The following is a 22,654-nucleotide window of genomic DNA, read 5'->3' on the forward strand; positions in this document are numbered from 1 at the left end:
GTTACGGGTTTTCGCTTCCTCCACAAAAGGAACTATGCTGTCGACATGAGCCTTCCTTCATCCCTATCCCGACGTAACTTCCTCGCTCTAGCTGGTCTCGGCGCCGTTTCGACGCTTGCCAGCTGCGCCTCCACCATCGACAACGGCCCCGTCGTCAGCCCGGTTCAATATACCGGCTCCCCCCGGCCGTTCCGCACCTGGTTCTCCAGCTATGATGGCGAGCAGCCCGATCCGGCCGTAATCTATGCCTCCGTCGAGGATGGGGGCTTCATAATTCCGGCGGTTCCCTACCAGCAGATCGATCCACGCTTCTACCGTCAGCGGGTGGTCGACCCAACAGGCGAGGCACCCGGCAGCGTGATCGTCAATACAACGCAGCGCATGCTCTATGTGACCGAGCAGGGCGGAACGGCGATGCGCTATGGCATCGGCGTCGGCCGCGAAGGATTTGCCTGGCAGGGCCGCGGCGTCATTCAGTGGCGCAAGAAATGGCCGCGCTGGAATCCGCCGGATGAAATGGTCGCCCGCCAGCCGGAACTCGTGAAGTATTCCATCGCCAATGGCGGCATGGACCCGGGTCTGAAGAACCCGCTGGGCGCACGAGCTCTCTATATCTTCGAGGACAAGCAGGATTCGCTTTACCGTCTGCACGGCAATCCCGACTGGCGCTCCATCGGCAAGGCCGTTTCCTCTGGCTGTGTCCGCTTGCTGAACCAGGACGTCATCGATCTCTACGATCGCGTGCCGGAACGGGCGCCGATCCTGGTCACGGCCTGATACCGTATTGAAAAAAGGGCGTCACTGGGCGCCCTTTTTGTTTGAGTCCTGACCGGATTATCCGGCATTCCTGAAATCGATCTCAAACCATTGTCAAATTGAACTTCGGCTACCGGCGCTGGTCGCGCGGATTGGCTATTTCCCTCATATCGCGGCCGTTGCCATCTTCCTGTTGCCTGGATTGTCGCAATTCATTTTCCCAAATCAAATTGCGAAATATATATTGCGCGCGATTAAATCGTGATGTATATAAAATCCATCCAACCGAAGGAGACATGACATGCCTATTCTCTACACGACCAAAGCTTCCGCCACCGGTGGCCGCGCCGGCCATGCAGTTTCCGAAAATGGCGTCCTCGACGTCACGCTGACCGTGCCGAAGGAGCTCGGCGGCGATGGCGCTACCGGCACCAATCCGGAGCAGCTCTTTGCAGCCGGCTATTCCGCCTGCTTCCTGGGTGCCCTGAAATTTGTCGCAGGCCAGCAGAAGGTCAAGATTCCGGAAGACGCGAAGGTCACGGCGACTGTCGGCGTCGGTCCGCGCGCGGATGGCACCGGCTTCGGCATCGAAGTGTCCCTAGCCGTCCACATTCCCGGCATGGACAAGGCCGAGGCTCAAAAGCTCGCCGCCGCCGCCCATATGGTGTGCCCGTACAGCCACGCCATGCGTACTTCGACCGAGGTGCCGGTTGCTGTTGTCTGACGCGCACCGCGCCGCCAGCCGATTGAAGGCCGGAAATACGGAATATATTGAAAAGGAGCGACAGTTTGATCTGTCGCTCCTTTTCTTTTGCAAGAAAAATGCTATATCTTTTCCTAGGAAAGGAAGTAGCCATGATAAAGGCCCAGACAATAGGTCATACGATGCCCGGCGAAGCGCTCGTTATGACTAAAGCCGTCGTCAACGCTGCTGAAAGACTGGGATTGAACGCCCGTAGCCTGGCGGCCATCATCGGCGTGTCGGAGGCGACGGTATCGCGCATGAAGCGGCAGGATCATCTGTTGGAGCGCGATAGCAAGCCTTTCGAACTTGCCGTGCTTCTCGTTCGTCTCTTCCGTTCGCTCGACGCTATCGTCGGCGGCGACGAGGCTGTGGCGCGGCAATGGCTGCGTAACGGCAATATCGCCTTCGGCGCGGCGCCGATCGACAAGATCATCTCGATTTCTGGTTTGACCGATGTCCTTGCCTATCTGGACGCCCGTCGCGCTCTCGTCTGAAGCAAGGGCCATTTCCGGCGAATATTGGCGGCTGGTGGAATCGCAGCATCAGGTCTCCACGCTAAAGCTTGTGGACACGTTGGAGGAGCAGGCGCTTCTCGAAAGCATCCTGGAAGAAAGCAAGCCGGTTCTGCCGCCGGAATGCGCCGGGCTCGACTATCTGCTCGCCACACCCTTCCGCTATGGCGCGATCTATCCCCACGGTTCCCGTTTCCGGCGCGCCGGCCGCACGCTCGGAGTCTTCTATGCCTCGGAGCGGGTGGAGACGGCCCTGGCGGAGATGAGCTTCTATCGGCTGCTCTTCTTCCGTGATTCCCCCGATACGCCGTTGCCCGCCAATGCCGCCGAATATACCGCATTTGCTGCTGCAATTACGACGAAGGCGGCGATCGATCTGACCGCGCCTCCCTTGGATCGCGATCGGAAACTCTGGACCGATCCGATCAACTACGAGGCCTGCCAGTCGCTTGCGGAAGCGGCCCGAACCGGTGGCATTGAGGCAATCCTCTATCGTTCCGTCCGTGATCCTCGCGGAGGCATGAACATAGCGCTGCTCACGGCCAGAGCCTTCTCCGCCCGTGAACCCGTTGAACGCCAGACCTGGCGCATCCGGCTGTCGCGCGTCGGGGTGCAGGCGCTGTGCGAATTCCCACGGCGTCGCATCGGCTTCGAAAGGCAGGATTTCGAGGGCGATCCGCGGCTATTTGAGGCGCGATTCAAAGCAGAATAGCAAGATCGCTACGCAGGCGGTCGCCGCTGCCGTCGGGCAGTCGCTCTTCGAGGGCGGCATGCGTCGTCTTCCAGATTGGCACGGCGGCGGCGAGTGCTACCTTGCCGGATGGGGTGAGGCTGAGCAGGCGGGCGCGCCGGTCTTTTGGATTCGGTATGATATTGACCCACCCCCGCCGTTCCAGCGGCTTTAAGGCCGCCGTCAGTGTCGTCTGGTCTATTGCCAGGAGTGCTGTGACCGATCCCATGGACGCCGGCACCGGCCGGTTCAGGGACATCATCAGGGAAAACTGGCCGTTGGTAAGGCCGAACGGCCGCAGCGCCTCGTCAAAGCGACGGGCAAGGGCGCGCGCCGCCCGCTGAACATGCAGGCACAGGCAGGTATCGCGGACTAACAACGTGGTTTCAAAGGGAATTTCAACTGCGTTTGACATGATTCATTAATATTGATATCAATATATTTGTCAAGATTTGGAAATGAAAACGCCGGAGGAGGGCGCGGACAATGAACCAGGTCGTTTCCAGAGAAGTGTGGCTCGAGGCCCGCCGTCAACTGCTCGCCAGGGAAAAGGAGGCCACGCATCTTCGCGATCGTGTCAATGCGGAACGCCTGGCCTTGCCCTGGGTAAAGGTCGATAAAGACTATGTTTTCGACACGCCGACCGGCAAGAGGACACTTGCCGATCTCTTCGACGGCCGCAGCCAGCTGATCGTCTATCACTTCATGCTTGGTCCGGATTGGGATGCCGGCTGCACCGGCTGCTCCTTCCTTGCCGATCATTTCGATGGAACGCTTCCGCATCTCAACCATCACGATGTCACGCTGGTCGCAGTGTCGCGCGCGCCGATCGAAAAGATAGAGGCTTATAAGAAGCGCATGGGCTGGAAATTCCCCTGGGTGTCGTCCTTCTCCAACGATTTCAATTTCGACTATCACGTCTCTTTCACCAAAGAGCAGCTTGCCGGTGAAAAGGTGTTCTATAATTTCAGCGATATGGACGCCGCCAACGGCAATGACGAGTTGCCTGGTCTCAGCGCCTTCTACAAGGATGAAGCCGGCAATATCTTCCACACCTATTCCAGCTATGCCCGTGGAGGCGAGGAAATGATCGGTACGCTGATGATCCTCGACAATGCGCCGAAGGGCCGGAATGAAGGCCAGACCATGGATTTCGTGCGCCGCCACGACGAATATCAAGACGCGGCGAAGGCGGGCTCCTGCTGCCATTGAAGCATGACGAGACTGTCAAATTTACGTCATGCGGCGCAAGGGGTCGAATTATTACGTCTTGCGCCTAGTTAAGACCTGGAGCCTGCTCGCCGGGGAGCGACGGATCAACCGATTGACCATCGTTCGGCTGTTACGTTCATCGGCCATGATATACTTGCGCCGACATCAGGCTCAGGATGAGACGGATGACCGCAACAATCACAATAGGGAGAGAGATATCATGGCAGAGAAGGGATATTTTGTCTGGTACGAGCTGATGACGACGGACATGAAGGCGGCGGAAGCTTTCTATACCAAGGTCGTCGGCTGGGATGCGGCGGATGCCGGCATGCCTGATGTCGGCATGGACTATACGCTGTTCAGCGCAGGCGCGGGCCCCGTTGCCGGTTTGATGATCCTGCCTGACGAGGCCAAGGCCATGGGGACGCCGCCTTGCTGGACCGGCTATATCGGCGTTCCCAATGTCGACGAAGCAACGAAGACCGTTGTCGGGAAGGGCGGCAAGACCTATCGCGAGCCTACGGATATTCCAGGCGTGGGCCGATTCTCCGTCGTCTCCGATCCCTACGGTGCAGCCTTCTGCCTGTTCACGCCGCTGCCGGGCCAGGATTGGGAGCCGCCTGCTCCTGCGACACCGGGCTACTTCGGCTGGCACGAGCTCTATTCCAACGACGGACCGAAGGCCTTCGATTTCTACAGCGAGATGTTCGGCTGGGAGCTAAGCTCTGATTTCGACATGGGGCCCATGGGCAAGTACAAGATCTTCAAGATCGGCGACCGCGACTTCGGCGGTATCATGACCAAGCCGGCGGAAATACCCGTGGCTGCCTGGAACTTTTATATCAACGTCCCGGCGATCGACGCCGCGATCACCCGCATCACGGAAGGCGGCGGCAGGATCGTCAATGGCCCGATGGAGGTCCCCGGCGGCAGCTGGATCGTGCAGGCGACCGATCCTCAGGGCGCGTTCTTCTCGCTCGTCGCGCCGGTGCGCTGATCTTTACCTCCCCTTGAGGGAAGGCCGCCGCAAAGCGGCGGGTGGGGGTGACACTCTGAGCTATAATGAGTGTCGCAGATCACCTCACCCCGGACCTGCGGTCCGACCCTCCCCTCAAAGGGAGGGTAAAACTTCTACCTTTTCAAACTGCCGAGAATACCCCGCACCAGTGCCCGCCCGACCTGCGTTGCCACCGTGCGCGCCATGCTTTTCATCGTCGCTTCGAGGATTGTCTCGCGCTGATAGCCCGAACGGCCGCGGCTTGCCGGCTTGCTGCTGTCGCCGCCGAAGCCGGGTAGGGTCCAGCCATCGCCAGCACTCTCGCTCTGCGGCGCAGCCGCCTTGCGTGCCCGCTCCGTCAGTATTTCATAGGCGGATTCGCGGTCGATCGTCTGATCATAGACGCCGGCAACCGGACTGCCGTTGATGATGGCTTGACGCTCGCCATCCGTGACGGGGCCGATACGGCCGGATGGCGGGCGGATCAGCGTGCGTTCGACGATGGAAGGCGCACCCTTGCCCTCGAGCATCGATACCAGCGCCTCGCCGGTGCCGAGCGTGGTAATGACGGTGGCACAATCGAAAGCGGGATTGGGGCGGAAGGTCGAGGCCGCCGTTTGCACGGCCTTCTGCTCGCGCGGCGTATAGGCGCGAAGCGCATGCTGCACGCGATTGCCGAGCTGTGCCAGCACGGTTTCCGGCACGTCGAGCGGGTTCTGCGTGACGAAATAAACGCCGACGCCCTTGGAGCGGATGAGGCGCACCACCTGTTCGACGCGCTCGATCAGCACCTTCGGTGCATCGTTGAAGAGCAAGTGCGCCTCATCGAAGAAGAAGACCAGCTTCGGTTTTTCCGGATCGCCGACTTCGGGCAGTTCCTCAAACAGCTCGGAGAGCAGCCACAGCAGGAAGGTGGCGTAGAGGCGCGGGTTCATCATCAGCTTGTCGGCCGCAAGCACCGAAACCTGGCCGTAGCCGTCATTGCTGACCCGCATGATGTCGGAAATTTTCAGGGCTGGCTCGCCGAAGAAGTTCTCCGCGCCCTGCTGTTCCAGCACAAGCATTGCGCGCTGAATCGAGCCGACGGAAGATTTCGAGATCAGGCCGTATTTGCTGGAAAGCTCGCTGGCATTGTCGCCCATATAGTTCAGCAGCGCCTGCAGGTCCTTGAGATCGAGCAGCGCCAGGCCATTCTCATCGGCGATCTTGAAGGCGATGTTGAGCACGCCTTCCTGCGCCTCGGACGCATCCATCAAGCGCGCCAGCAGCAGCGGCCCCATCTCGGCGATGGTGGTGCGCACGCGATGGCCTTTTTCGCCATAGAGGTCCCAGAAGATGACGGGGAACTGATCGAATTCATAGGGCGACAGGCCGATTTCCTCGGCGCGCTTCAGCAGGAAGTCCTTCGGCTCGCCCTTGACGGCGATGCCGGAGAGATCGCCCTTAATGTCGGCACAGAAGACGGGCACGCCGGCCTTGGAAAATCCTTCCGCCAGCACCTGCAGCGTCACCGTCTTGCCGGTGCCGGTGGCGCCGGTGACGAGGCCATGACGGTTTCCGAATTTCAGCGTCAGGAACTCGTCCTTGTTGATGCTGTCATCCGGATTGCGGCTCGCGCCGACGAAAATCTGTCCATCCTGCTGCGGCATGGTGTCGTCTCCCTTAAAGCACTTCCAGCAAAAGTGCGAAGCGGTTTTGCGTCCGGAACTAGGGTGGCGGCATAGCAGCTTTTCAAAGCTGCCAGGCCGTTCATCGATTTGTCCTGACAGTGTTATAAGAACTCGCGTGAAGGGGGACAACCATTCGCATCGCGGTTCCGCTTCTGGTAGAATGATAGCCGCCGGGGTGTCTTGTGCCGGTTGCCGCATTCAGTTACGTTGACGTTAACGTTATAAAGGCAGGAGGCCACAGTGAACGAAGTTATTGATCAGATCGCGACCAAAGCTGGCATCGCTCCCGACCTTGCGGAAAAGGCCGTCGGCATGATTCTAGGTTTCCTGCAGCGCGAAGCTCCGGATGGTCCCGTCACCAAGATGATCGAATCCATTCCCGGCGCCTCCGATCTCGTTGCGCAATATAATGGCGAGGAAACGGGTGGCGGTGGCCTGCTCGGCGGCCTGCTCAGCGCAGTCGGCGGTGGCGGCGGCCTGATGGCCCTCGGCCAGCAGCTGATGAGCAGCGGTCTCAGCATGGGCGAGATCGGCTCGCTCGCCAAGGAGACGATTGCAACTGCTCGCCAGCATGCCGGCGACGAGGTGGTCGACCAGGTCGTCAATTCCGTCCCGGGCCTGCATCAGTTCATTTGAGGCTGCTATGCCTTGAAAGAAAGCCGCCGGGCCAAATCCCGACGGCTTTTGTTGTTCAAAAGCAGGCAGTTGGCCTCTATCGGTTGATCTTCTCCAGGATCAGAACTTCCTGCTTTTCGGCGTCCCATCGATCTCATGCCATTTGCGGCCGTCGCGTTCGATGAGTTCGTCGGCGCAGGCCGGGCCGGTGCTGCCGGGAGCGTAAGGATCGGGTTTGCCGCCCTCTGCCCAGAGGTCTAGGAAGGGCTGCACCGCCGCCCAGCCGGCTTCGATGCCATCGGCGCGCTGGAAGAGCGTCTGGTCGCCGACGAAGAGTTCGTAGAACAGGCTTTCGTAACCGGTCTGCTTGCCGATATCGAAACTGTCGGCGTAGCGGAAGTCGAGCGAAACCGGCGCTGTTTTCAGCACCAGCCCCGGCGATTTGATCGAGATTTCCATATCGAGGCCCTCGTCGGGCTGCACCTGGATGATGAGCCTGTTCGGCGGCAGTTCGGGGCGGGATTCGTGGCGCGGGAACTGGGCGAAGGGAACCGGCCGGAAGGTGATGACCACTTCCGTATCCCGCGCCTTCATCGCCTTGCCCGTGCGCAGATAGAAGGGCACACCAGCCCAGCGCCATGTATCGACCAGGAGTTTCAACGCCACGAAGGTTTCGGTGTTGCTGTCGGGCGCGACATCGGGTGTCTGGGTAAAGGCCGGCAGATCCCTGCCGGCAATAGGCCCGGCCGTATAGGCGCCGCGCACGCCGTTCTTGATTGCCTCCTCCCGCGAGTAGACGCGCAGGGCCTTCAGCACCTTGCCCTTTTCATTGCGGATGGATTCGGCATCGAAGCTGTTCGGCGGCTCCATCGCCACCATTGCCAGCAGCTGGAAGAGATGGTTCGGCACCATGTCGCGAAGCGCGCCGGTCGCATCGTAGAATTTGCCGCGCGTGCCGACGTCCACAAGCTCGGCCGCCGTGATCTGCACGTGGTCGATATAGTTGTTGTTCCATAATGCCTCGATCATCATGTTGGCGAAGCGTGTCGTCATGATGTTCTGCACGGTTTCCTTGCCGAGGAAATGGTCGATGCGATAGATCTGACTTTCGGACACATGGTTCAGCAACCGCGCATTCAAAGCCTGTGCCGAGGCAAGATCGTGGCCAAAGGGTTTTTCGATCGCGATGCGGCGGAAAGCCCCGGTGGCCTCGTTCATCAGCCCGTTTTCGGAGAGTTTCTCGGCGATATCGCCGAAGAAGCGGGGTGGCACGGCGAAATAAAAGGCCGCGTTGGCGCTCGGCGCATGCGAGAGATAATCCGAAATTTCCTTGTAGACGCCGTTCTGGGTGAAATCGCCGGAGATGTAGCTGATGCGCTTGCGCAGGCTCTGCCATGCCGCCTGCCGCTCAGAATCGTCCATGTCCCCCGATGTCTTCAGGAACGATTCCAGGCGATCTAGCAGCATCTCGACACCGCCGGTTTCGATGCCGATGCCGAGGATATGCAAGTCCTCGCCGATAAGCCCGCTGCGGGTCATGTTGATGAGCGTCGGGATCAGCAGGCGCCGGGTGAGATCGCCCGCGGCGCCGAAGATCACGAATGTCAGCGGCGGGGCCGGTGCGACGTCAGGGGTGGTCATGCGCGCATCTCCTTCTGACGGCCATATTCGGGGCTTCTGGACGACATCGACTATCTCCTCGGAGCTATTGCTGTTTCAGCTTTGGCTATGGATGTTCTAGCGCGGGCCGGCGCCGGTTGTCGATGGGATCGACGCATCGCCATCAGCCGGCATTTCGGGGCTCATAAATGACTTATTTCTTCACCGCGACCAGGAAGAGCCGCGGAAAGCGCAACAGCACCTTGCCGTCGACAAGCGGCGGATAGGCCCGCTCGATATGCTTCAAATATTTGGCGGTGAAGGCATCGCGATGCTCGGCACCGGCATGGTCAAGATAGGGGCGCAGGCCTGTGCCCTTCACCCATTCGACGATGGCCGCTGCGTTTTCCAGCGCGTGATTATAGTTCGTGTGCCAGATATCGACGCGAGCCGACTTGCCGATCAGCCTGTTGTAATAGACCGAGGGCGCGGGCAGGGGATTACGGCGCACGCTCTTCTTCGCAAAGGCATCGCTCCAAGGACCATTCTTGGCCGTCTCCTCCATCATCAGATGGCTCTGTTCGGTCAGATTGTCGGGCATCTGCACGGCAAGCACGCCGCCAGGCTTCAGCCCGTCCATCAGGTGGTCGAGGATGTCGAGATGATTGGGCAGCCACTGAAACACGGCATTGGCAAAGAGCAGATCCACGGGCTCTTCCGGCCGCCATGCGGCGAGATCAGCCTTGACGAAGCTTGTGCCCGGCAGGCGCTTGCGCGCCGCCTCCAGCATATTGTCGTCGCTGTCGAGGCCGGAAACGCCGGCGACGCCGTATCGTTCGACGATAAGTTCCGTCGAATTGCCTGGGCCGCAACCGAGGTCGATCGCGCGTTCGATACGCTCCAGCGGCACCTGTGCCAGCAGATCGCGCGCCGGGCGCGTGCGTTCATCCTCGAATTTCACATATTGGCCGGCAGACCATGCCATGAGCGTTTCCTCTTTCTGGATTGCCGTTTCTTCCGATGCGCATAGCACCGGGATATATCAAAACCGTGTAATGACGCTGATGCCCTTGCCCTCGGCCTTATCAAGCGACATCAGCGCCGGAACGGCTTCTTCCAGGGTGATTCTGCGGCCGATGAGCTTCTGCGGCGCGATTTTGCCGGCGGCGAGCATGTCGAGCATGGCATCATAGCGCCAGGCCTGCATGCCGTGGCTGCCATAGATTTCCAGCTCATGGCCGATGACCTGCGCCATAGGGATCTGCGGCGTCGCATAGTCACCGAGCATGAGGCCGACCTGCACATGCCGGCCGCGCCGGCGCAGGTTCTTGATAGAGTTGAAGCAGGTCGTGGGATGGCCGAGCGCATCGATCGAGACATGGGCGCCACCCTTGGTGATCTCGCGCACCGCCTCGGGCACATCGGCGACCTCAGCCGCATTGATCGTCGCCACCGCGCCGCATTCGCGGGCGAAGGCGAGCTTCTCGTCGGAAATGTCGATGGCAATGGCATTGGCGCCAAGCGCGCTGGCAATCATGATCGCCGACAGGCCGACGCCGCCGCAGCCATGCACGGCGATCCATTCGCCCGGCCGCGTCTTCGCCTGGTCGGCAACGGCGCGGAAGGAAGTAGCGAAGCGGCAGCCGAGGCTTGCCGCCGTCGCATCGTCGACCGTCTCTGGCAGGTGGACGAGATTGGTGTCGGCATAGTCGATCGCGACATATTCGGCGAAGGAACCCCAATGGGTGAAGCCCGGCTGGAACTGACTGGGGCAGACCTGCTGGTTGCCGGAGTGGCACTCGGCGCAGTGGCCACAGCCGGAGACGAAGGGAACGGTGACGCGATCACCGACTTTGAAGCGGACGACGCCGCGCCCGGTCGCCACCACCTTGCCGGCGAGCTCATGACCCGGCACATGCGGCAGCCTGATATCGGGATCATGACCCATCCAGCCGTGCCAGTCGCTACGGCAAAGGCCAGTGGCGCCGACGGCGATAACGACGCCATCTTCGCCGGGTGTCGGGTCGGGCAGGGTACGGATTTCGGGTGTTGCCTCGAAGGCCTCGTAATACATCGCTTTCATGGGAGTGCTCCCTCTCTCCTGACGATCCCTATGGTCCATCACTTCTGGTGATGGACCCATTCGTCAAGCTGTTGTTTCGACGCATGAAAATTGCGCTATGAATGCGATATCGGGCGCTTTGTTGCAAATGGATTTTGCCGCGCAGTTTCTGCTTGACCCTTAGGTTACGCGGTTATTTGTTCGTCGCCATCTCAAGCAATTCCGCCAAAGCGCGGTCACGGCTTTCCGTCCGGAGTTGCGAGAAAACAAAGAGATGGAGCGGTTCCGCAATCCCGCGAAAGCTGAACCGCTCAAAGGGAGGAAATACCATGTCCGTCGATACATCGCCCCGTACTGCCACCTGGACATATGTCGAAGGAGAATGGCTCTCCGGCAATCCGCCGCTGATCGGACCGACCTCGCACGCCATGTGGCTCGGCTCGACCGTGTTCGACGGCGCGCGCTGGTTCGATGGCATTGCACCCGATCTCGACCTCCATTGCCAACGCATCAATCGTTCGGCCGTGGCCATGGGGCTGAAGCCAATCAAGACTGCTGGGGAGATCGAGGCGCTCGCCTGGGAAGGCATCAGGAAATTCGACGGCAAGACGCCGATCTACATCAAGCCGATGTATTGGGGCGAGCATGGCTCGCCGGGCAGCGTCGTCGCCGTCGATGCGGAATCGACGCGCTTCGCCCTCTGCCTGTTCGAGGCGCCGCTTGGCGGCAATGGTGGCATCACGCTTACCGTCTCTCCCTTCCGGCGCCCCTCTCCGGAAACGGCGATGACGGACGCCAAAGCCGGCTCGCTCTATCCGAACAGCGGCCGCATGATCCTGGAGGCGAGGGGTCGCGGTTTCAACAATGCGCTCGTCCGCGACATGAACGGCAATGTCGTCGAGACAGCGTCGTCCAACGTCTTCATGGTCAAGGACGGCATCGTCTATACGCCGGTCGCCAACCGCACCTTCCTTGCCGGCATCACTCGTGCCCGCGTCATCGGCCTGCTGCGCCAGGAAGGCTTCGATGTGCGTGAGGAAACCCTGTCCGTCGAGCAGTTCATGGGCGCCGACGAGATCTTCACGACCGGCAACTATTCCAAGGTCGTCAGCGTCAACCGACTGGACGACCGCGAATTCCAGGAGGGGCCGGTCGCCCGCAAGGCGCTGGAACTTTACATGGATTGGGCTCACGGCCGCAGCGCCAGCGAAGAGTGAGCTTCTGAGGTCCCCGGGCAATCCCTGTCTAAGGATTGCCCAGGCAAAAGGCCATGGACCGAGGTTTGCCCCCGATCAGCCTATGGATTCCGCCTGCTTCTTCGGGCTGACCCACCAGCAATAGATCGCGCCGATCGCCAGCAGCACGCAGGTTCCGAGGAACACGGCACGCATACCGATATGGCCGCCGACGAAGCCACCCATCACGGGACCCGCCACCTGGCCGACATATTGCGAGGAGATGGAGAGCCCGAGAATGCTGCCCGTCGCCGCATCGGGAACGTTGTGCCTGATAACGGCGGTGATGCAGGGTAGAAGGCCGCCAAGCGCCACACCCATCAGGAAGCGTAAGCCGATCAATTGCCAGGCCGAGGTCACGAAAGCCTGCGGTATCAACAGCAGCGCTGCGACGGCAAGCGCCGCCATGATGACGCTCCAGTAGCCGATGCGGTCGGCGAGCTTGCCGAGCCATGAGGATGACAGGATGCTGCCGAGCGCCGCAGCCGCCATGACGACGCCCGAGACCATCGTCACCTTGGCGTCCGTGACGAACTGCGCGACATAGACAGTGATGATCGGTTCGATTGACATATTGGCCAGCATCAGCAGCAGGCCGAGCGACAGCATGGCGACGACGGGGCGTTTGTCCGGAATGGAGGCCCAGCTGCCGCTGGCCTTCGCAGCCTTCTTCCGCGCCGTGGATTTCTCTTCCTTGATGAGGAAGGTTGTCGCCAGGAAGGTGAAGAAGATCACGCCGCCTGCGAGCAGGAAGGTGCCGCGAATGCCGATAATAGGCGGCAGCGCGCCACCGATCAGCGGTCCGACAAGGTTGCCGGCCATGATGCCGGCGGACAGCGTGCCCAGCGCCCAGGCGGAGCGATGCTTCGGCGTCTGCGCCGCCACCAGCACCATCGACCCCGAGGCATAGCCACCGGCGAGGCCGGTGAAGAGGCGCAGCGCCACCAGCTGCCAGACATTGCCGGCCATGCCCATCAGCGAGATGGCGACCGTCATGCCGAGACTGGCGCGGATCAGCATCAACTTGCGGCCGTAGATGTCGCCGAGCCGTCCCCAGAGCGGCGCGACGAAAGCGGCGGCAAAGAAGGTGGCGCCATAGGCAATGCCTGACCATTGCACGATCGCCGCTTTATCGGTGATGCCGAGTTCCTCGACATAGAGCGGCAGGAAGGGGAGCAGCAGAGTCATCGCCACGATCGTCGTGAACGAACCGACGAGGCAGATGATCAGGTTCCGCATCCAATGCGCGGTTTCCGGCTCGGCCGGTGCTGCTGCATCCCATCTCGTTTCGGTCATTTCTCGGCCTTTGCATTCAATGTGTAAAACAGTTCCTGGCTGCCCGATGCGAGGATATGACCTTTCGCGGCGGCGATGAGATCGGCGCGGGTGAAGAGATCCGGCAGGTTCAGTCGGTCGACATCGAGCGCATAGACAGTGACGTGATAGCTGTGGACACGCGCATCGTTCCAGGGCGGGCAGGCACCCATATAACCGCCATGCGGTCCGTCCTTCAAGTTGCCGCCGCCGGCACCATTCTGGCCGCGTCGCCCATAGACCGTGCGCTCGAGCGGCAGGCCACCTCGCGAGGGGCCGTTTCCGTCCGTGCCTTCGGCAAGGCTGGTGCGCGAGGCGGGAATATCGGCCAGTACCCAGTGAACGAATTCCATCCGCTTGAAATCCTTCGGAATGGTTTTGTCCGCCTTGTTGAACAGTGAGAAATCGGCGGGCACGTCAGGGTCGACCATCGTCAGCGCATAGGATCGTGTGCCCTTCGGTCCTTTCGACCAGGAGACGGCAAGGCTCTTGTTGGGACCGGGGGCCGACTTGTCGGACCCTGTCGAAATGCAGGAGGCGTTTTCCGGCAGCAGCGCGCGGCCATTGCTCTTTGCGAATGTCACCTCGAGATCGGCCGATAGGGCCGGGGTGGCGACAACTGCTGTGATGATGGTGGCGTTCAGAAGGTTGAGCATGGTTTTCATGATTTGCCCTTTCGCATTTGGCTCGTGAGGGCAGGGTCTAACAAATCTGTGTCGAGCGCTGGCGTACGCAAACGCTCAAAATGCGGCCGGAAACGCTCACGCGCTGCGAAGTCGATCGGCGAAACGGCGCGGCGAGCGATAGCCTGTCGCAAGGGCGGCTTCGCGCAGCGAAAGCCCATCTTCGGCAAGGAGAGTCGTCGCTAGCGCCACGCGCTCGCTTGCCAGCACATCCCGCAGGGAAGCGCCCTCGCGTGACAGGCGGCGGCGCAGCGTGGCGTTGCTGGTGCCGAGCTCTGCGGCGATGAGATCGGCTGTCCAGGCTCGATCCGGCTGCCAGCGCACCAGCGCACGCACCGCCTCGGCTGTGGTCTCCGGCGAACCGGGCAGGGCGCCGCGCATGCCGAGCACCATGAGGATTTCGAGAAGCCGGTGCTCGATCAAAGGGATCGGCATATTGCCGCCGGCAATGCCTTCGCCTGCATGATTGATGGCGGCAGCCAGTAGCGGATCGAGCGGCAAGTCTATCTGAGAAGCGATACGGGCAGGCGGAAAAGCCTTTGCCGCCCGGCGCGTCAATTCCTCGGGGAAGGTGATGAAAATCGCCCGATAGACGCCGGTCTGCGGATCGGGGTCGTTGACTACATCGCCACTCCAGCCGGCCGGCAGCACGAGCACCGTACCGGCCGCAAAATGCCGCTGCCGTCCCATGCTGACGATTTCCTTGGAACCTTCGAGGATGGTGACGATTGAAACCTGTGAAAAGGCCGACCCGGCAATGCGCTCGCGTTCGCGCGTGACGAAGGTAAAAAGCGTGGAATAACTGCCGATGCCGCTCGGTGCGATCGTCGGGCGGTTATCCTTTGCCGCCAAGCGGCGCAGCTTTTCCAACATGTGGTGATGAGCCTCGGACACTGCGATGGCTTCCTGCTGATTGGGGTGCTCGATGAGTTTGGACCACGCGGCCGGCATTGCCAAGTCCGCAAAGCGCCTTGTTGGTTCACCCGGCTGATGTTATAAACTGATTGCATTATGCAATCAGTTTATGGCTGGCGGATCAAAAACCGCACTGATGCAAAGGAGGAGGCAGATTATGAATTCCCTCGAAAATGCCCGTTGCGATGCGGTCAAGCGGCTGTTTGCAGCCTATGTCGCTCAGCATCCCGATATCGTCGACCCGATGCTGACCCTGGATTTCACCTTTTCCAGTCCGCGCGACGATCACATCGACCGGAAGCAGTATTTCGAGCACTGCTGGCCGAAGGAGAAGGTATTCCGCCATATTCATATCGAACATCTTGTGCCCGATGGTGATGATGTGATCGTCGGCTATCGCGCCGAAAAAATGGATGGCGGCAGCTTTCGCAATGTCGAACTGATCCGCTTTGCCGGCGACCGCATCGCCGAGGTGAACGTCTATTTTGGGCGCAACCTGTAATGCTTCAGCTACCCGCAATCTTCGCCATCGCCGCGGCAAGTGCGGCCGCCGGACCGGTCATAGGCTGCGGGCAGTTTACCGGAAGAAGATGAACTGCATCGGTCATCGACGCCTGAGCGAAAGCAATCGTGACAGCGCTTTCGCCGCTGGCCGCCGTTACCGCATCGGCAATGGAAGCAAGGTAGGCCGAGAGATTCCCGGCCCGAAAGTACGCCCATGCGCCCGGCACCAGCCGAACCTCGATTTCGGCACCCGTCGCCTTAGCCGCTGCTTCGAAAAGTGCAGTCGTCGGGGCGATGGTCGTTTCGACGGTGCACAGCACGATAACCTTGCCACCGCGACAGACCGCTTGCTTTGCCAGCATCGCATCAGCACGGATGATCGGGGCTCCGGCACCGGCCGCGATCCTTGACGCCGCCGGCCCGAGCGTCGAGCAGTTCAGCACGACGGCATCGGCATCCTCCGCCAGGTGCCAGAGAAGCGCTGCCGTTTCCGCCGAAATCTCATCCGTCAGGCGCCCCGCCTTTTCGGCGGCGAGAAGAAGATCGGCGCGGACATGATGACGCAGCATGCCATCAGGCAACCCGAGTGCGTTTGCCGCCGCTTCATAGACGGCGATATTGCTTTCGGCGGTGTGCAGGCAGGCGATCGTCATGGGGTTCCCATCAAAGCTGAATATCTATGAACCTAGCCATGGCAGCCTTTCTTGTCGACGTTTTGCCGCAGCATTCCGCCCTGTATCGAAACATCATCATATGCAATAAGCTAAACTTCAAAGTCGATGCTATACCTACTTGAAAACTAGGGCAATTTTTACTCCCGAGTGCAACTTTTTTGGCATGTCGCCGGTTGCTCTTCCAGGCGACGGCTCCTATGTTCCGCTTCACCTGCCGACGCAATTTTTTGCCAAGAGGAGATATGACCATGGCTTTCGAATTGCCTGAACTTCCATATGATTACGATGCACTTTCGCCCTTCATGTCGCGTGAGACCCTCGAGTATCACCACGACAAGCACCACAAGGCCTATGTCGACAACGGCAACAAGCTCGCTGCGGAAGCAGGTCTTGCCGATCTTTCGCTCGAAGAAATCGTGAAGAAGTCCTTCGGCACCAATGCAGGCCTCTTCAACAATGCAGCCCAGCACTACAACCACATCCATTTCTGGAAGTGGCTGAAGAAGGGTGGCGGCGGCAACAAGCTGCCGGGCAAGCTCGAAGCAGCCTTCGCCTCCGATCTCGGCGGCTACGACAAATTCAAGGCCGATTTCGCCGCTGCCGGTGCCACTCAGTTCGGCTCCGGCTGGGCATGGGTTTCCGTCAAGAACGGCAAGCTCGAAATCTCCAAGACCCCGAACGGCGAAAACCCGCTCGTTCATGGTGCCGACCCGATCCTCGGCGTCGACGTCTGGGAACATTCCTACTACATCGACTACCGCAACCTGCGTCCGAAGTACCTCGAAGCCTTCATCGACAGCCTGATCAACTGGGACTACGTCCTGGAGCGCTACGAAGCCGCTACGAAGTAAGGTTTGCCGCATAGGCTGGCTTTCGCACCCGGCGTCTTCCTGGCGTCGGGTGTTTTCTTATGAGCAGCCTTGTTGATATATCCGTGTGCCGCATGGCCGCCCCAGGAGATCGCCCAAGGAGGCTGAATGCCATCAGCACCGCTCTTCCGCTTTGGTGTCATCGCCGATCCGCAATATGCGGATCTTGAGCCGAATCTGACCCTCAATCGCTATCCGGCGAAAAGCCTCGACAAGCTTCGCGCGGCGATCGGGGAGTTCAATCGGCACGATCTCGCCTTCGTTGTCACGCTTGGTGACATCATCGATCGCGAATGGAAGAGCTTCGACGCCATTCTGGCTGTCTACGAAGCCTTGCGGCATCGCAAGCATTTCCTCCTCGGCAATCATGATTTCGCCGTGGCATCGGAACATCTCGGCGGCGTATCCGCCCGTGTGGGCATGCCGTCTCCCTATTACGATTTCCGCCTTTCCGGTTATCGCTTCATCGCGCTCGACGGCAACGAAATCAGCGTCTTTGCGCCGCCGGAAGGCGATCCGCGGCGGCAGGAGGCGAAGGAAATGATGCGGGCGCTGGAAACAACCGGCGCGCTCAATGGTCAGCGATGGAACGGAGCGATAGGCGACACGCAATATGACTGGCTTGCTGCGAAGCTCAGGGAAGCAAAGGCGGCAGGTGAGAAGGTCATCGTCATGAACCACTATCCGATCTTCCCAGAGAATGGGCACAACGCGCTCGATAGCGATCGCATGCTTTCGCTTTTGGCCGAGCATGACCATGTCGTCGCTTACCTCAATGGCCACAATCATGCCGGCAATTTCGGAGTGTCGGGCGGCACATACTTCGTCAACTTCAAGGGCATGGTCGATACCGAAGATACGAGCGCCTATGCGATCGTTGCTGTCTACAATGATCGGCTGGAGGTTACGGGCTTCGGGCGCGAGGATAGCCGGGTGCTGGCGTTGACCGGCGTTTGATGAATCCCCTGTATCGTTCGACATGGGGAACGATCCGCATCGTTGAAAGTTTAGGAACTGAGGCTGCTGTGAGGCGGAGCCGATGTTTCCGGCATTGCAAATTCTGACAATCCTGGTCGTGGCAGTCGCCATGGCACTGGCGCTGGCGCATTTGCTGGAGCTGCCGGGAAAAATGCGACTGTCGAAAGAAGACTACATGACGGTTCAGCGGATTTATTATCCCGGCTTCACGATCGGCGGCGTTGCCGAGCCGATCGGTACTCTTTTGCTTCTGCTTCTGCTGTTCCTGACGCCAGCCAACATCATCGTATTCTGGTTGTTTGCCGCTGCTTTTGCTGCCATGGCCGCCATGCATGCAGTCTTTTGGTTGCTGATACAGCCCGTAAACAATTTCTGGCTCCAGGATGCCGAGTTGAACGGGTTGGGCGCAGGTTTCTTTTCCCATGTTCCAGTCGGCGGTCATCGGATCGAAGCTGATGCCGAGGCGGACTGGACCATGCTGCGTGATCTCTGGGAATGGTCGCATGCCGCACGCGCTGTCTTGGGGCTACTGGCTTTCATTCTGTTAGTGACTGCGATTGCTTTATAGCGGTGCGTAAAGCCGGAGTTGATCGGTTATTACTCCGCCGCCATCCGCATCTCGGTCACGTCCCTTTTCGGCGGCGTGCCGAACATGCGGGCATATTCACGGCTGAACTGCGAGGCGCTTTCATAGCCGACGCGGTAGGCAGCACTCTCCACATTGGCGTGCCCGGCGACCATCAGGCGGCGGGCTTCTAGCAGCCGCATCTGCTTCTGGTACTGCAGCGGCGTCATCGAGGTCAATGTCTTGAAATGCTGATGGAAGGAGGAGGGACTCATGCGCGCGGCGGCCGCCAGCTGCTCGATGCGCACCGGCTCCGCGAAATTGTCACGCAACAGGCGGATGGCGTCGGCGATGCGCCGGGTCTGTCCGTCCGGCAGCACAAGCTTGCACACCTCGCCGCCATTGGGACCGGTGAGCAGCCAGAAGCAGATTTCCCGCATGATCGCCGGATAGAGCACCGGAATGGCGCTTGGGTTCGACAGCAGGCGGGTCAATCGCAGGAGGCAATCTGCAAGCTCGTCGCCGAGATTCTCGACGAAGATGCCAAGCTGGGCGCCGCCTGTCGGTTTCGGCGGCCCCTCGAGCTGCTCCATCACCTCACGCATCATGCCGACATTGAATTCGAGTGAGATAGCCATATAGGGCTTCTCGACACTCGCCTGGGTCACCCTGCCGGCGGCGGGCAGCTCGATGCTGATGATGAGCGCCTGCATCTCGGCATAGTCGATCACCCTGTCATTGAGCATCAATTGCTTCGCACCCTGCAGAATGACGCAGAGCGCAGGTCGATAGATCATCGCATGCGGCATTTTCGGCTCGGTCGAGCGCATGATGTGCAGGCCATCGATGCCCGTGGAAAACACACCATCGCCTCCGCTGTCATTGGCTTCGATGAATTGTGTGATCGCATCTTTAAGGGCTGAGGACATAGGCGTTCTCCCGGGGCAAGTGCCATTGTGGCATCATAGCAGCGAGGTGTCAGCGAACAAGGCAGTTGGAGGAATAGGCAAGAAATTCGAGAGTTCCGGCATTCAGGGAAATGGCTCTGCAGGCGTAGATTCCGGCCATCAAACATTCCTTGGAGACGTTGCAATGACGACTGAAAATATTGATAAATCAAAGACAAAGATTGCGATCATCACTGGCGGCAGCCGCGGCCTGGGCCGCAATGCCGTCATTCATCTCGCCAAGCGCGGTGTCGATACCATCCTGACCTATAACGCGAATAAGGCAGAAGCCGATAGCGCCGTTGCCGAGATCGAAACGCTCGGTCAAAAGGCTGTTGCGTTGCGGCTCGACGCTGGCGATATCGCATCCTTCGACGCTTTCGTCGCCGAAGTCGGCCGCGTGCTGCAGCAGCGTTGGGGTCGCGATCGCTTCGATTTCCTCGTCAACAATGCCGGCACCTCTTATCATGCCTCCATCGCCGAAACGACGGAAGCCGAGTTCGACAAGCTCTACAATGTTCATCTCAAGGGCGTCTTCTTCCTGACGCAAAAGCTGTTGCGGCACATCAATGATGGTGGCCGCATCGTCAATATCTCCTCCGGTCTTGCCCGCTTCAGCAATCCGGGCTCGTCCGCCTATGCAGCCATGAAGGGTGCGGTCGAAGTGCTGACGCGCTATCTCGCCAAGGAGCTCGGCTCACGCGGGATTACAGTCAACACCGTGGCGCCCGGTGCGATCCAGACGGATTTCAGCGGTGGCATCGTTCGCGACAATCCGGAGGTGAACAGAATGGTTGCGTCCATGACGGCGCTCGGCCGCCCGGGCCTGCCCGACGATATCGGCCCGATGATCGCTTCGCTTTTGTCGGACGACAATCGCTGGGTCAACGGCCAGCGCATCGAAGCCTCAGGTGGTATGATCCTTTAATTCGCAATGGTAGATCTGTGGGATCTGCAGCACCTCAGCCGGCAGCGGCTGGGGTGTTTATCTGCCAGCCATTCACCCAGATCTGCCTGAGGCCATCGCCTTCGCCCTTGAACCAGAGGCCGGTCGGCTGGCAATCCTCGATCCGGTCGCTGCGGAAATTGCGGATGGCCTGGCGCAGCTCGCACCAGGCAACGATATTGGCGGTCTCCGAATAATAGATCAGCGCAATCGGCCGGATGATGCGTTCCGTGGGGCGGCCGAGCTCGTCGCGATAGGCAAGGTCGAGCTTTTCCTCATCGCGAATGGCGCGGCGAACCAGCGAAAGATCGATCGCAGCAGCCGAGGGTGCGGCAAAGCCCCAGGCATGCAGCGCATTGGCATCGAGCGTCTGACGCAGCGGTGGAGGCACCGCGCCGGCAATCTTGGCCGTGACGCGCTTGGCTGCCTGCTTGAGTTCCGCATCGCCCGTGCGCTCCAAGAGCGCCAGCGACAGCACGATCGCCTCCATCTCCTCGATCGAGAACATCAATGGCGGCAGGTCGAAGCCGGGCCGCAGGATATAGCCGATGCCCCGCTCACCCTCGATCGGCACCCGCATCGCTTGAAGTGCTGCGATATCGCGATAGACGGAGCGCACCGTCACCTCCAGCCGGGCGGCAATGTCGGCCGCTGTTACCGGCCTCTTGGCCAGCCGCAGGATCTGGATGATCTCGAACAGGCGCGATGCCTTGCGCATTTCTTGCCCCAAAGATAAAGGCTACTGACAATACCCCGTCAGTTGGCTCGATTTATAAAGCCGCCTATTCACTTGAAAATCAACCATTTCCTCTCCTGCTTTCAAGGCGAGGGCGATAGGCAACTGACATGGGTTACGCAGAAAATCTCTGGCTCTTCTTCATCCTCCTATTGGGCATTATCATCGTACCGGGCATGGACATGCTGTTCGTGCTCGCCAATTCACTGACCGGCGGCAGCAATCGCGGTCTTGCCGCGACAGGCGGCATCATGCTCGGCGGTGCGGTGCACTCGCTGAATGGCGCCATCGGCATCGGCTTGCTGATGCATTTCGTGCCCATCCTTTTCAATCCGCTGCTTGTTATCGGCGGAGCCTACATGGCCTTCATCGGCTATACGCTGATGCGCAGTTCCATCACGGTGGGAGGCGACGGGCCGGCCGGCAGCCGCTCTGCCTGGAAAGCCTTCCGGCGGGGAGCGGTCACTTGCCTCATCAATCCCAAGGCCTATCTCTTCATCTTTGCCGTGTACCCGCAGTTTCTGAAGCCCGAATATGGTCCGATGTGGATACAGGCCGTCATCATGGGAGCCATGACCATCGCGACGCAATTTGCCATTTACGGCGGACTTGCCATTACTGCCGGGCGCAGCCGCGATCTGCTGGTCGCCAATCCCAGGGCAACCGCATTCGCAGGCCGCGCAGCTGGGCTGCTCCTTGTCGCAGTTTCGGTGTTCACAGTATGGGAGGGCCTGAAATTGGCGTGAGGGCTGATGCGGCGAACGGAACGGGTGTGTCTATTGCATGACACTGATTTCACTCAGCTCTCACTACTTTGTGACTTCATTGCCGGAAAGGAAATCGGCAAACATGTCGCCGTAATCATGCGCCGGGCCGCACGCGCGGTCCTGATCACTCGGAGAGAGGTAGGAGAACGAAATGAAGTGGAAAGCGATTGTGATGGCGACGGCCCTAGCCGGCATCGCACTGGGTTCGGTCGTCGCGGCCGATGGCACGCATGACTCCCGTATCGGCATGATGAAGAAGATCGGCGGCGCCACCGGGGCTCTTGGCGCGATCGCCAAGGGCGACAAGCCCTATGACGCCGATATCGTAAAGGCGTCGCTGACGACGATCGCCGAAACCGCCAAGGCCTTCCCGGATCAGTTCAATCCGCAGAGCGACAAGACCGATCCCGAGGTCAATCCGAAGATCTGGGACAATCTCGATGACTTCAAGGCCCATGCCGCCAAGCTTTCGACCGATGCCGAGACGGCGCTCGCCCAGCTTCCTGCCGATAAGGCCGGCGTCGGCGCGACGCTGAAGACCCTCGGCGCTAGCTGTGGCGCCTGTCATCAGGCCTATCGCATCAAGAAGGACTAAGCGGTAGGTCGGCCTCGCCCAGAGCAAT

Annotated in this window: 26 protein-coding genes; 15 read left to right on the forward strand and 11 right to left on the reverse strand. The window is 60.1% G+C overall.

Annotated elements, in window-relative coordinates; genetic code table 11:
- Nucleotides 1-45 precede the first annotated feature (45 nt).
- From AC13RM_RS05395 to AC13RM_RS05410, 4 genes are all read left to right on the forward strand, one after another.
- The gene (locus AC13RM_RS05395) at nucleotides 46-777 is read left to right on the forward strand and encodes a L,D-transpeptidase family protein (RefSeq protein ID WP_113232352.1); all 732 of its coding nucleotides are present in this window, start codon (nucleotides 46-48) and stop codon (nucleotides 775-777) included.
- A gap of 280 nt (nucleotides 778-1,057) precedes the next feature.
- Nucleotides 1,058-1,480 (forward strand): organic hydroperoxide resistance protein, encoded by a 423-nt coding sequence (locus tag AC13RM_RS05400; protein WP_488554688.1) that lies wholly within the window; start codon nucleotides 1,058-1,060, stop codon nucleotides 1,478-1,480.
- Nucleotides 1,481-1,611: 131 nt separating this feature from the next.
- A complete protein-coding gene (locus AC13RM_RS05405; protein WP_113232353.1) occupies nucleotides 1,612-1,995 on the forward strand; it encodes an antitoxin Xre-like helix-turn-helix domain-containing protein in 384 nt (127 codons plus the stop codon).
- A complete protein-coding gene (locus tag AC13RM_RS05410; protein WP_374815803.1) occupies nucleotides 1,955-2,725 on the forward strand; it encodes an RES family NAD+ phosphorylase in 771 nt (256 codons plus the stop codon). The genes AC13RM_RS05405 and AC13RM_RS05410 overlap by 41 nt, the downstream gene beginning before the upstream one ends.
- Here AC13RM_RS05410 and AC13RM_RS05415 read toward each other — a convergent pair.
- The gene (locus AC13RM_RS05415) at nucleotides 2,712-3,158 is read right to left on the reverse strand and encodes a MarR family winged helix-turn-helix transcriptional regulator (RefSeq protein ID WP_374815805.1); all 447 of its coding nucleotides are present in this window, start codon (nucleotides 3,156-3,158) and stop codon (nucleotides 2,712-2,714) included. The two genes, AC13RM_RS05410 and AC13RM_RS05415, sit on opposite strands and share 14 nt — an antisense overlap.
- A gap of 71 nt (nucleotides 3,159-3,229) precedes the next feature.
- Here AC13RM_RS05415 and AC13RM_RS05420 point away from each other — a divergent pair, with 71 nt between their 5' ends.
- Together AC13RM_RS05420 and AC13RM_RS05425 are read left to right on the forward strand one after the other, a co-directional pair.
- Nucleotides 3,230-3,955 (forward strand): DUF899 domain-containing protein, encoded by a 726-nt coding sequence (locus AC13RM_RS05420; protein WP_374815807.1) that lies wholly within the window; start codon nucleotides 3,230-3,232, stop codon nucleotides 3,953-3,955.
- A gap of 220 nt (nucleotides 3,956-4,175) precedes the next feature.
- Nucleotides 4,176-4,952: a VOC family protein gene (locus tag AC13RM_RS05425; protein ID WP_113232357.1), complete on the forward strand. Its 777-nt coding sequence runs from the start codon at nucleotides 4,176-4,178 to the stop codon at nucleotides 4,950-4,952.
- 134 nt (nucleotides 4,953-5,086) lie between these two features.
- On the opposite strand, the gene AC13RM_RS05430 is transcribed toward AC13RM_RS05425, so the two are convergent.
- Nucleotides 5,087-6,601, reverse strand: coding sequence for a helicase HerA-like C-terminal domain-containing protein (locus tag AC13RM_RS05430; protein WP_374815809.1), 1,515 nt, complete (start codon nucleotides 6,599-6,601; stop codon nucleotides 5,087-5,089).
- Between the two features lie 261 nt (nucleotides 6,602-6,862).
- On the opposite strand from AC13RM_RS05430, the gene AC13RM_RS05435 reads away from it, so the two are divergent.
- Nucleotides 6,863-7,258 (forward strand): hypothetical protein, encoded by a 396-nt coding sequence (locus tag AC13RM_RS05435; protein ID WP_015339165.1) that lies wholly within the window; start codon nucleotides 6,863-6,865, stop codon nucleotides 7,256-7,258.
- A gap of 99 nt (nucleotides 7,259-7,357) precedes the next feature.
- Here AC13RM_RS05435 and zwf read toward each other — a convergent pair whose 3' ends face one another.
- From zwf to AC13RM_RS05450, 3 genes are all read right to left on the reverse strand, one after another.
- Nucleotides 7,358-8,878: a glucose-6-phosphate dehydrogenase gene (gene zwf, locus AC13RM_RS05440; protein ID WP_374815811.1), complete on the reverse strand. Its 1,521-nt coding sequence runs from the start codon at nucleotides 8,876-8,878 to the stop codon at nucleotides 7,358-7,360.
- Between the two features lie 172 nt (nucleotides 8,879-9,050).
- A complete protein-coding gene (gene tam / locus AC13RM_RS05445) occupies nucleotides 9,051-9,821 on the reverse strand; it encodes a trans-aconitate 2-methyltransferase (protein WP_374815813.1) in 771 nt (256 codons plus the stop codon).
- Nucleotides 9,822-9,878: 57 nt separating this feature from the next.
- The gene (locus tag AC13RM_RS05450; protein WP_285176479.1) at nucleotides 9,879-10,919 is read right to left on the reverse strand and encodes a zinc-dependent alcohol dehydrogenase family protein; all 1,041 of its coding nucleotides are present in this window, start codon (nucleotides 10,917-10,919) and stop codon (nucleotides 9,879-9,881) included.
- Nucleotides 10,920-11,227: 308 nt separating this feature from the next.
- Here AC13RM_RS05450 and AC13RM_RS05455 point away from each other — a divergent pair, with 308 nt between their 5' ends.
- The gene (locus AC13RM_RS05455) at nucleotides 11,228-12,115 is read left to right on the forward strand and encodes a branched-chain amino acid aminotransferase (RefSeq protein ID WP_113232362.1); all 888 of its coding nucleotides are present in this window, start codon (nucleotides 11,228-11,230) and stop codon (nucleotides 12,113-12,115) included.
- 75 nt (nucleotides 12,116-12,190) lie between these two features.
- Here the strand turns inward: AC13RM_RS05455 and AC13RM_RS05460 are convergent, their stop codons facing one another.
- The 3 genes from AC13RM_RS05460 to AC13RM_RS05470 form a co-directional block, all read right to left on the reverse strand.
- Complete coding sequence (locus AC13RM_RS05460; protein ID WP_440479092.1) at nucleotides 12,191-13,429, reverse strand: MFS transporter; 1,239 nt, start codon at nucleotides 13,427-13,429, stop codon at nucleotides 12,191-12,193.
- Entirely contained in the window at nucleotides 13,426-14,112 is a 687-nt protein-coding gene (locus AC13RM_RS05465; protein WP_113232364.1) for a YbhB/YbcL family Raf kinase inhibitor-like protein, read from the reverse strand. Before AC13RM_RS05465 ends, AC13RM_RS05460 begins: the two co-directional genes overlap by 4 nt.
- A gap of 96 nt (nucleotides 14,113-14,208) precedes the next feature.
- Entirely contained in the window at nucleotides 14,209-15,024 is an 816-nt protein-coding gene (locus AC13RM_RS05470; RefSeq protein WP_113232383.1) for a helix-turn-helix domain-containing protein, read from the reverse strand.
- A 178-nt stretch (nucleotides 15,025-15,202) separates the two neighbouring features.
- On the opposite strand from AC13RM_RS05470, the gene AC13RM_RS05475 reads away from it, so the two are divergent.
- Nucleotides 15,203-15,547, forward strand: coding sequence for a nuclear transport factor 2 family protein (locus tag AC13RM_RS05475; RefSeq protein ID WP_440479093.1), 345 nt, complete (start codon nucleotides 15,203-15,205; stop codon nucleotides 15,545-15,547).
- Nucleotides 15,548-15,551: 4 nt separating this feature from the next.
- On the opposite strand, the gene AC13RM_RS05480 is transcribed toward AC13RM_RS05475, so the two are convergent.
- Nucleotides 15,552-16,202, reverse strand: a complete 651-nt coding sequence (locus AC13RM_RS05480) for an aspartate/glutamate racemase family protein (protein ID WP_440479094.1) — start codon at nucleotides 16,200-16,202, stop codon at nucleotides 15,552-15,554.
- 269 nt (nucleotides 16,203-16,471) lie between these two features.
- Here AC13RM_RS05480 and AC13RM_RS05485 point away from each other — a divergent pair, with 269 nt between their 5' ends.
- From AC13RM_RS05485 to AC13RM_RS05495, 3 genes are all read left to right on the forward strand, one after another.
- On the forward strand, nucleotides 16,472-17,074 hold the full coding sequence (locus AC13RM_RS05485; RefSeq protein WP_113232367.1) for a superoxide dismutase: 603 nt from the start codon (nucleotides 16,472-16,474) through the stop codon (nucleotides 17,072-17,074).
- Between the two features lie 126 nt (nucleotides 17,075-17,200).
- Nucleotides 17,201-18,049 (forward strand): metallophosphoesterase, encoded by an 849-nt coding sequence (locus AC13RM_RS05490; protein ID WP_440479095.1) that lies wholly within the window; start codon nucleotides 17,201-17,203, stop codon nucleotides 18,047-18,049.
- Between the two features lie 82 nt (nucleotides 18,050-18,131).
- A complete protein-coding gene (locus tag AC13RM_RS05495) occupies nucleotides 18,132-18,638 on the forward strand; it encodes an anthrone oxygenase family protein (RefSeq protein ID WP_440479096.1) in 507 nt (168 codons plus the stop codon).
- A gap of 29 nt (nucleotides 18,639-18,667) precedes the next feature.
- Here AC13RM_RS05495 and AC13RM_RS05500 read toward each other — a convergent pair whose 3' ends face one another.
- Nucleotides 18,668-19,564, reverse strand: a complete 897-nt coding sequence (locus AC13RM_RS05500) for an AraC family transcriptional regulator (RefSeq protein ID WP_440479097.1) — start codon at nucleotides 19,562-19,564, stop codon at nucleotides 18,668-18,670.
- 163 nt (nucleotides 19,565-19,727) lie between these two features.
- Between AC13RM_RS05500 and AC13RM_RS05505 the strand changes: the two genes are divergently transcribed.
- Nucleotides 19,728-20,510, forward strand: a complete 783-nt coding sequence (locus tag AC13RM_RS05505; protein WP_440479098.1) for an SDR family NAD(P)-dependent oxidoreductase — start codon at nucleotides 19,728-19,730, stop codon at nucleotides 20,508-20,510.
- A gap of 34 nt (nucleotides 20,511-20,544) precedes the next feature.
- On the opposite strand, the gene AC13RM_RS05510 is transcribed toward AC13RM_RS05505, so the two are convergent.
- Entirely contained in the window at nucleotides 20,545-21,246 is a 702-nt protein-coding gene (locus AC13RM_RS05510; RefSeq protein ID WP_440479099.1) for a helix-turn-helix transcriptional regulator, read from the reverse strand.
- A gap of 128 nt (nucleotides 21,247-21,374) precedes the next feature.
- Between AC13RM_RS05510 and AC13RM_RS05515 the strand changes: the two genes are divergently transcribed.
- Nucleotides 21,375-22,010: a LysE family translocator gene (locus AC13RM_RS05515; RefSeq protein ID WP_285176492.1), complete on the forward strand. Its 636-nt coding sequence runs from the start codon at nucleotides 21,375-21,377 to the stop codon at nucleotides 22,008-22,010.
- A 172-nt stretch (nucleotides 22,011-22,182) separates the two neighbouring features.
- The gene (locus AC13RM_RS05520; protein ID WP_069616043.1) at nucleotides 22,183-22,626 is read left to right on the forward strand and encodes a c-type cytochrome; all 444 of its coding nucleotides are present in this window, start codon (nucleotides 22,183-22,185) and stop codon (nucleotides 22,624-22,626) included.
- The last annotated feature ends 28 nt before the right edge of the window (nucleotides 22,627-22,654 follow it).

It is taken from the genome of Martinezella sp. CNPSo 3732, from assembly GCF_057784515.1.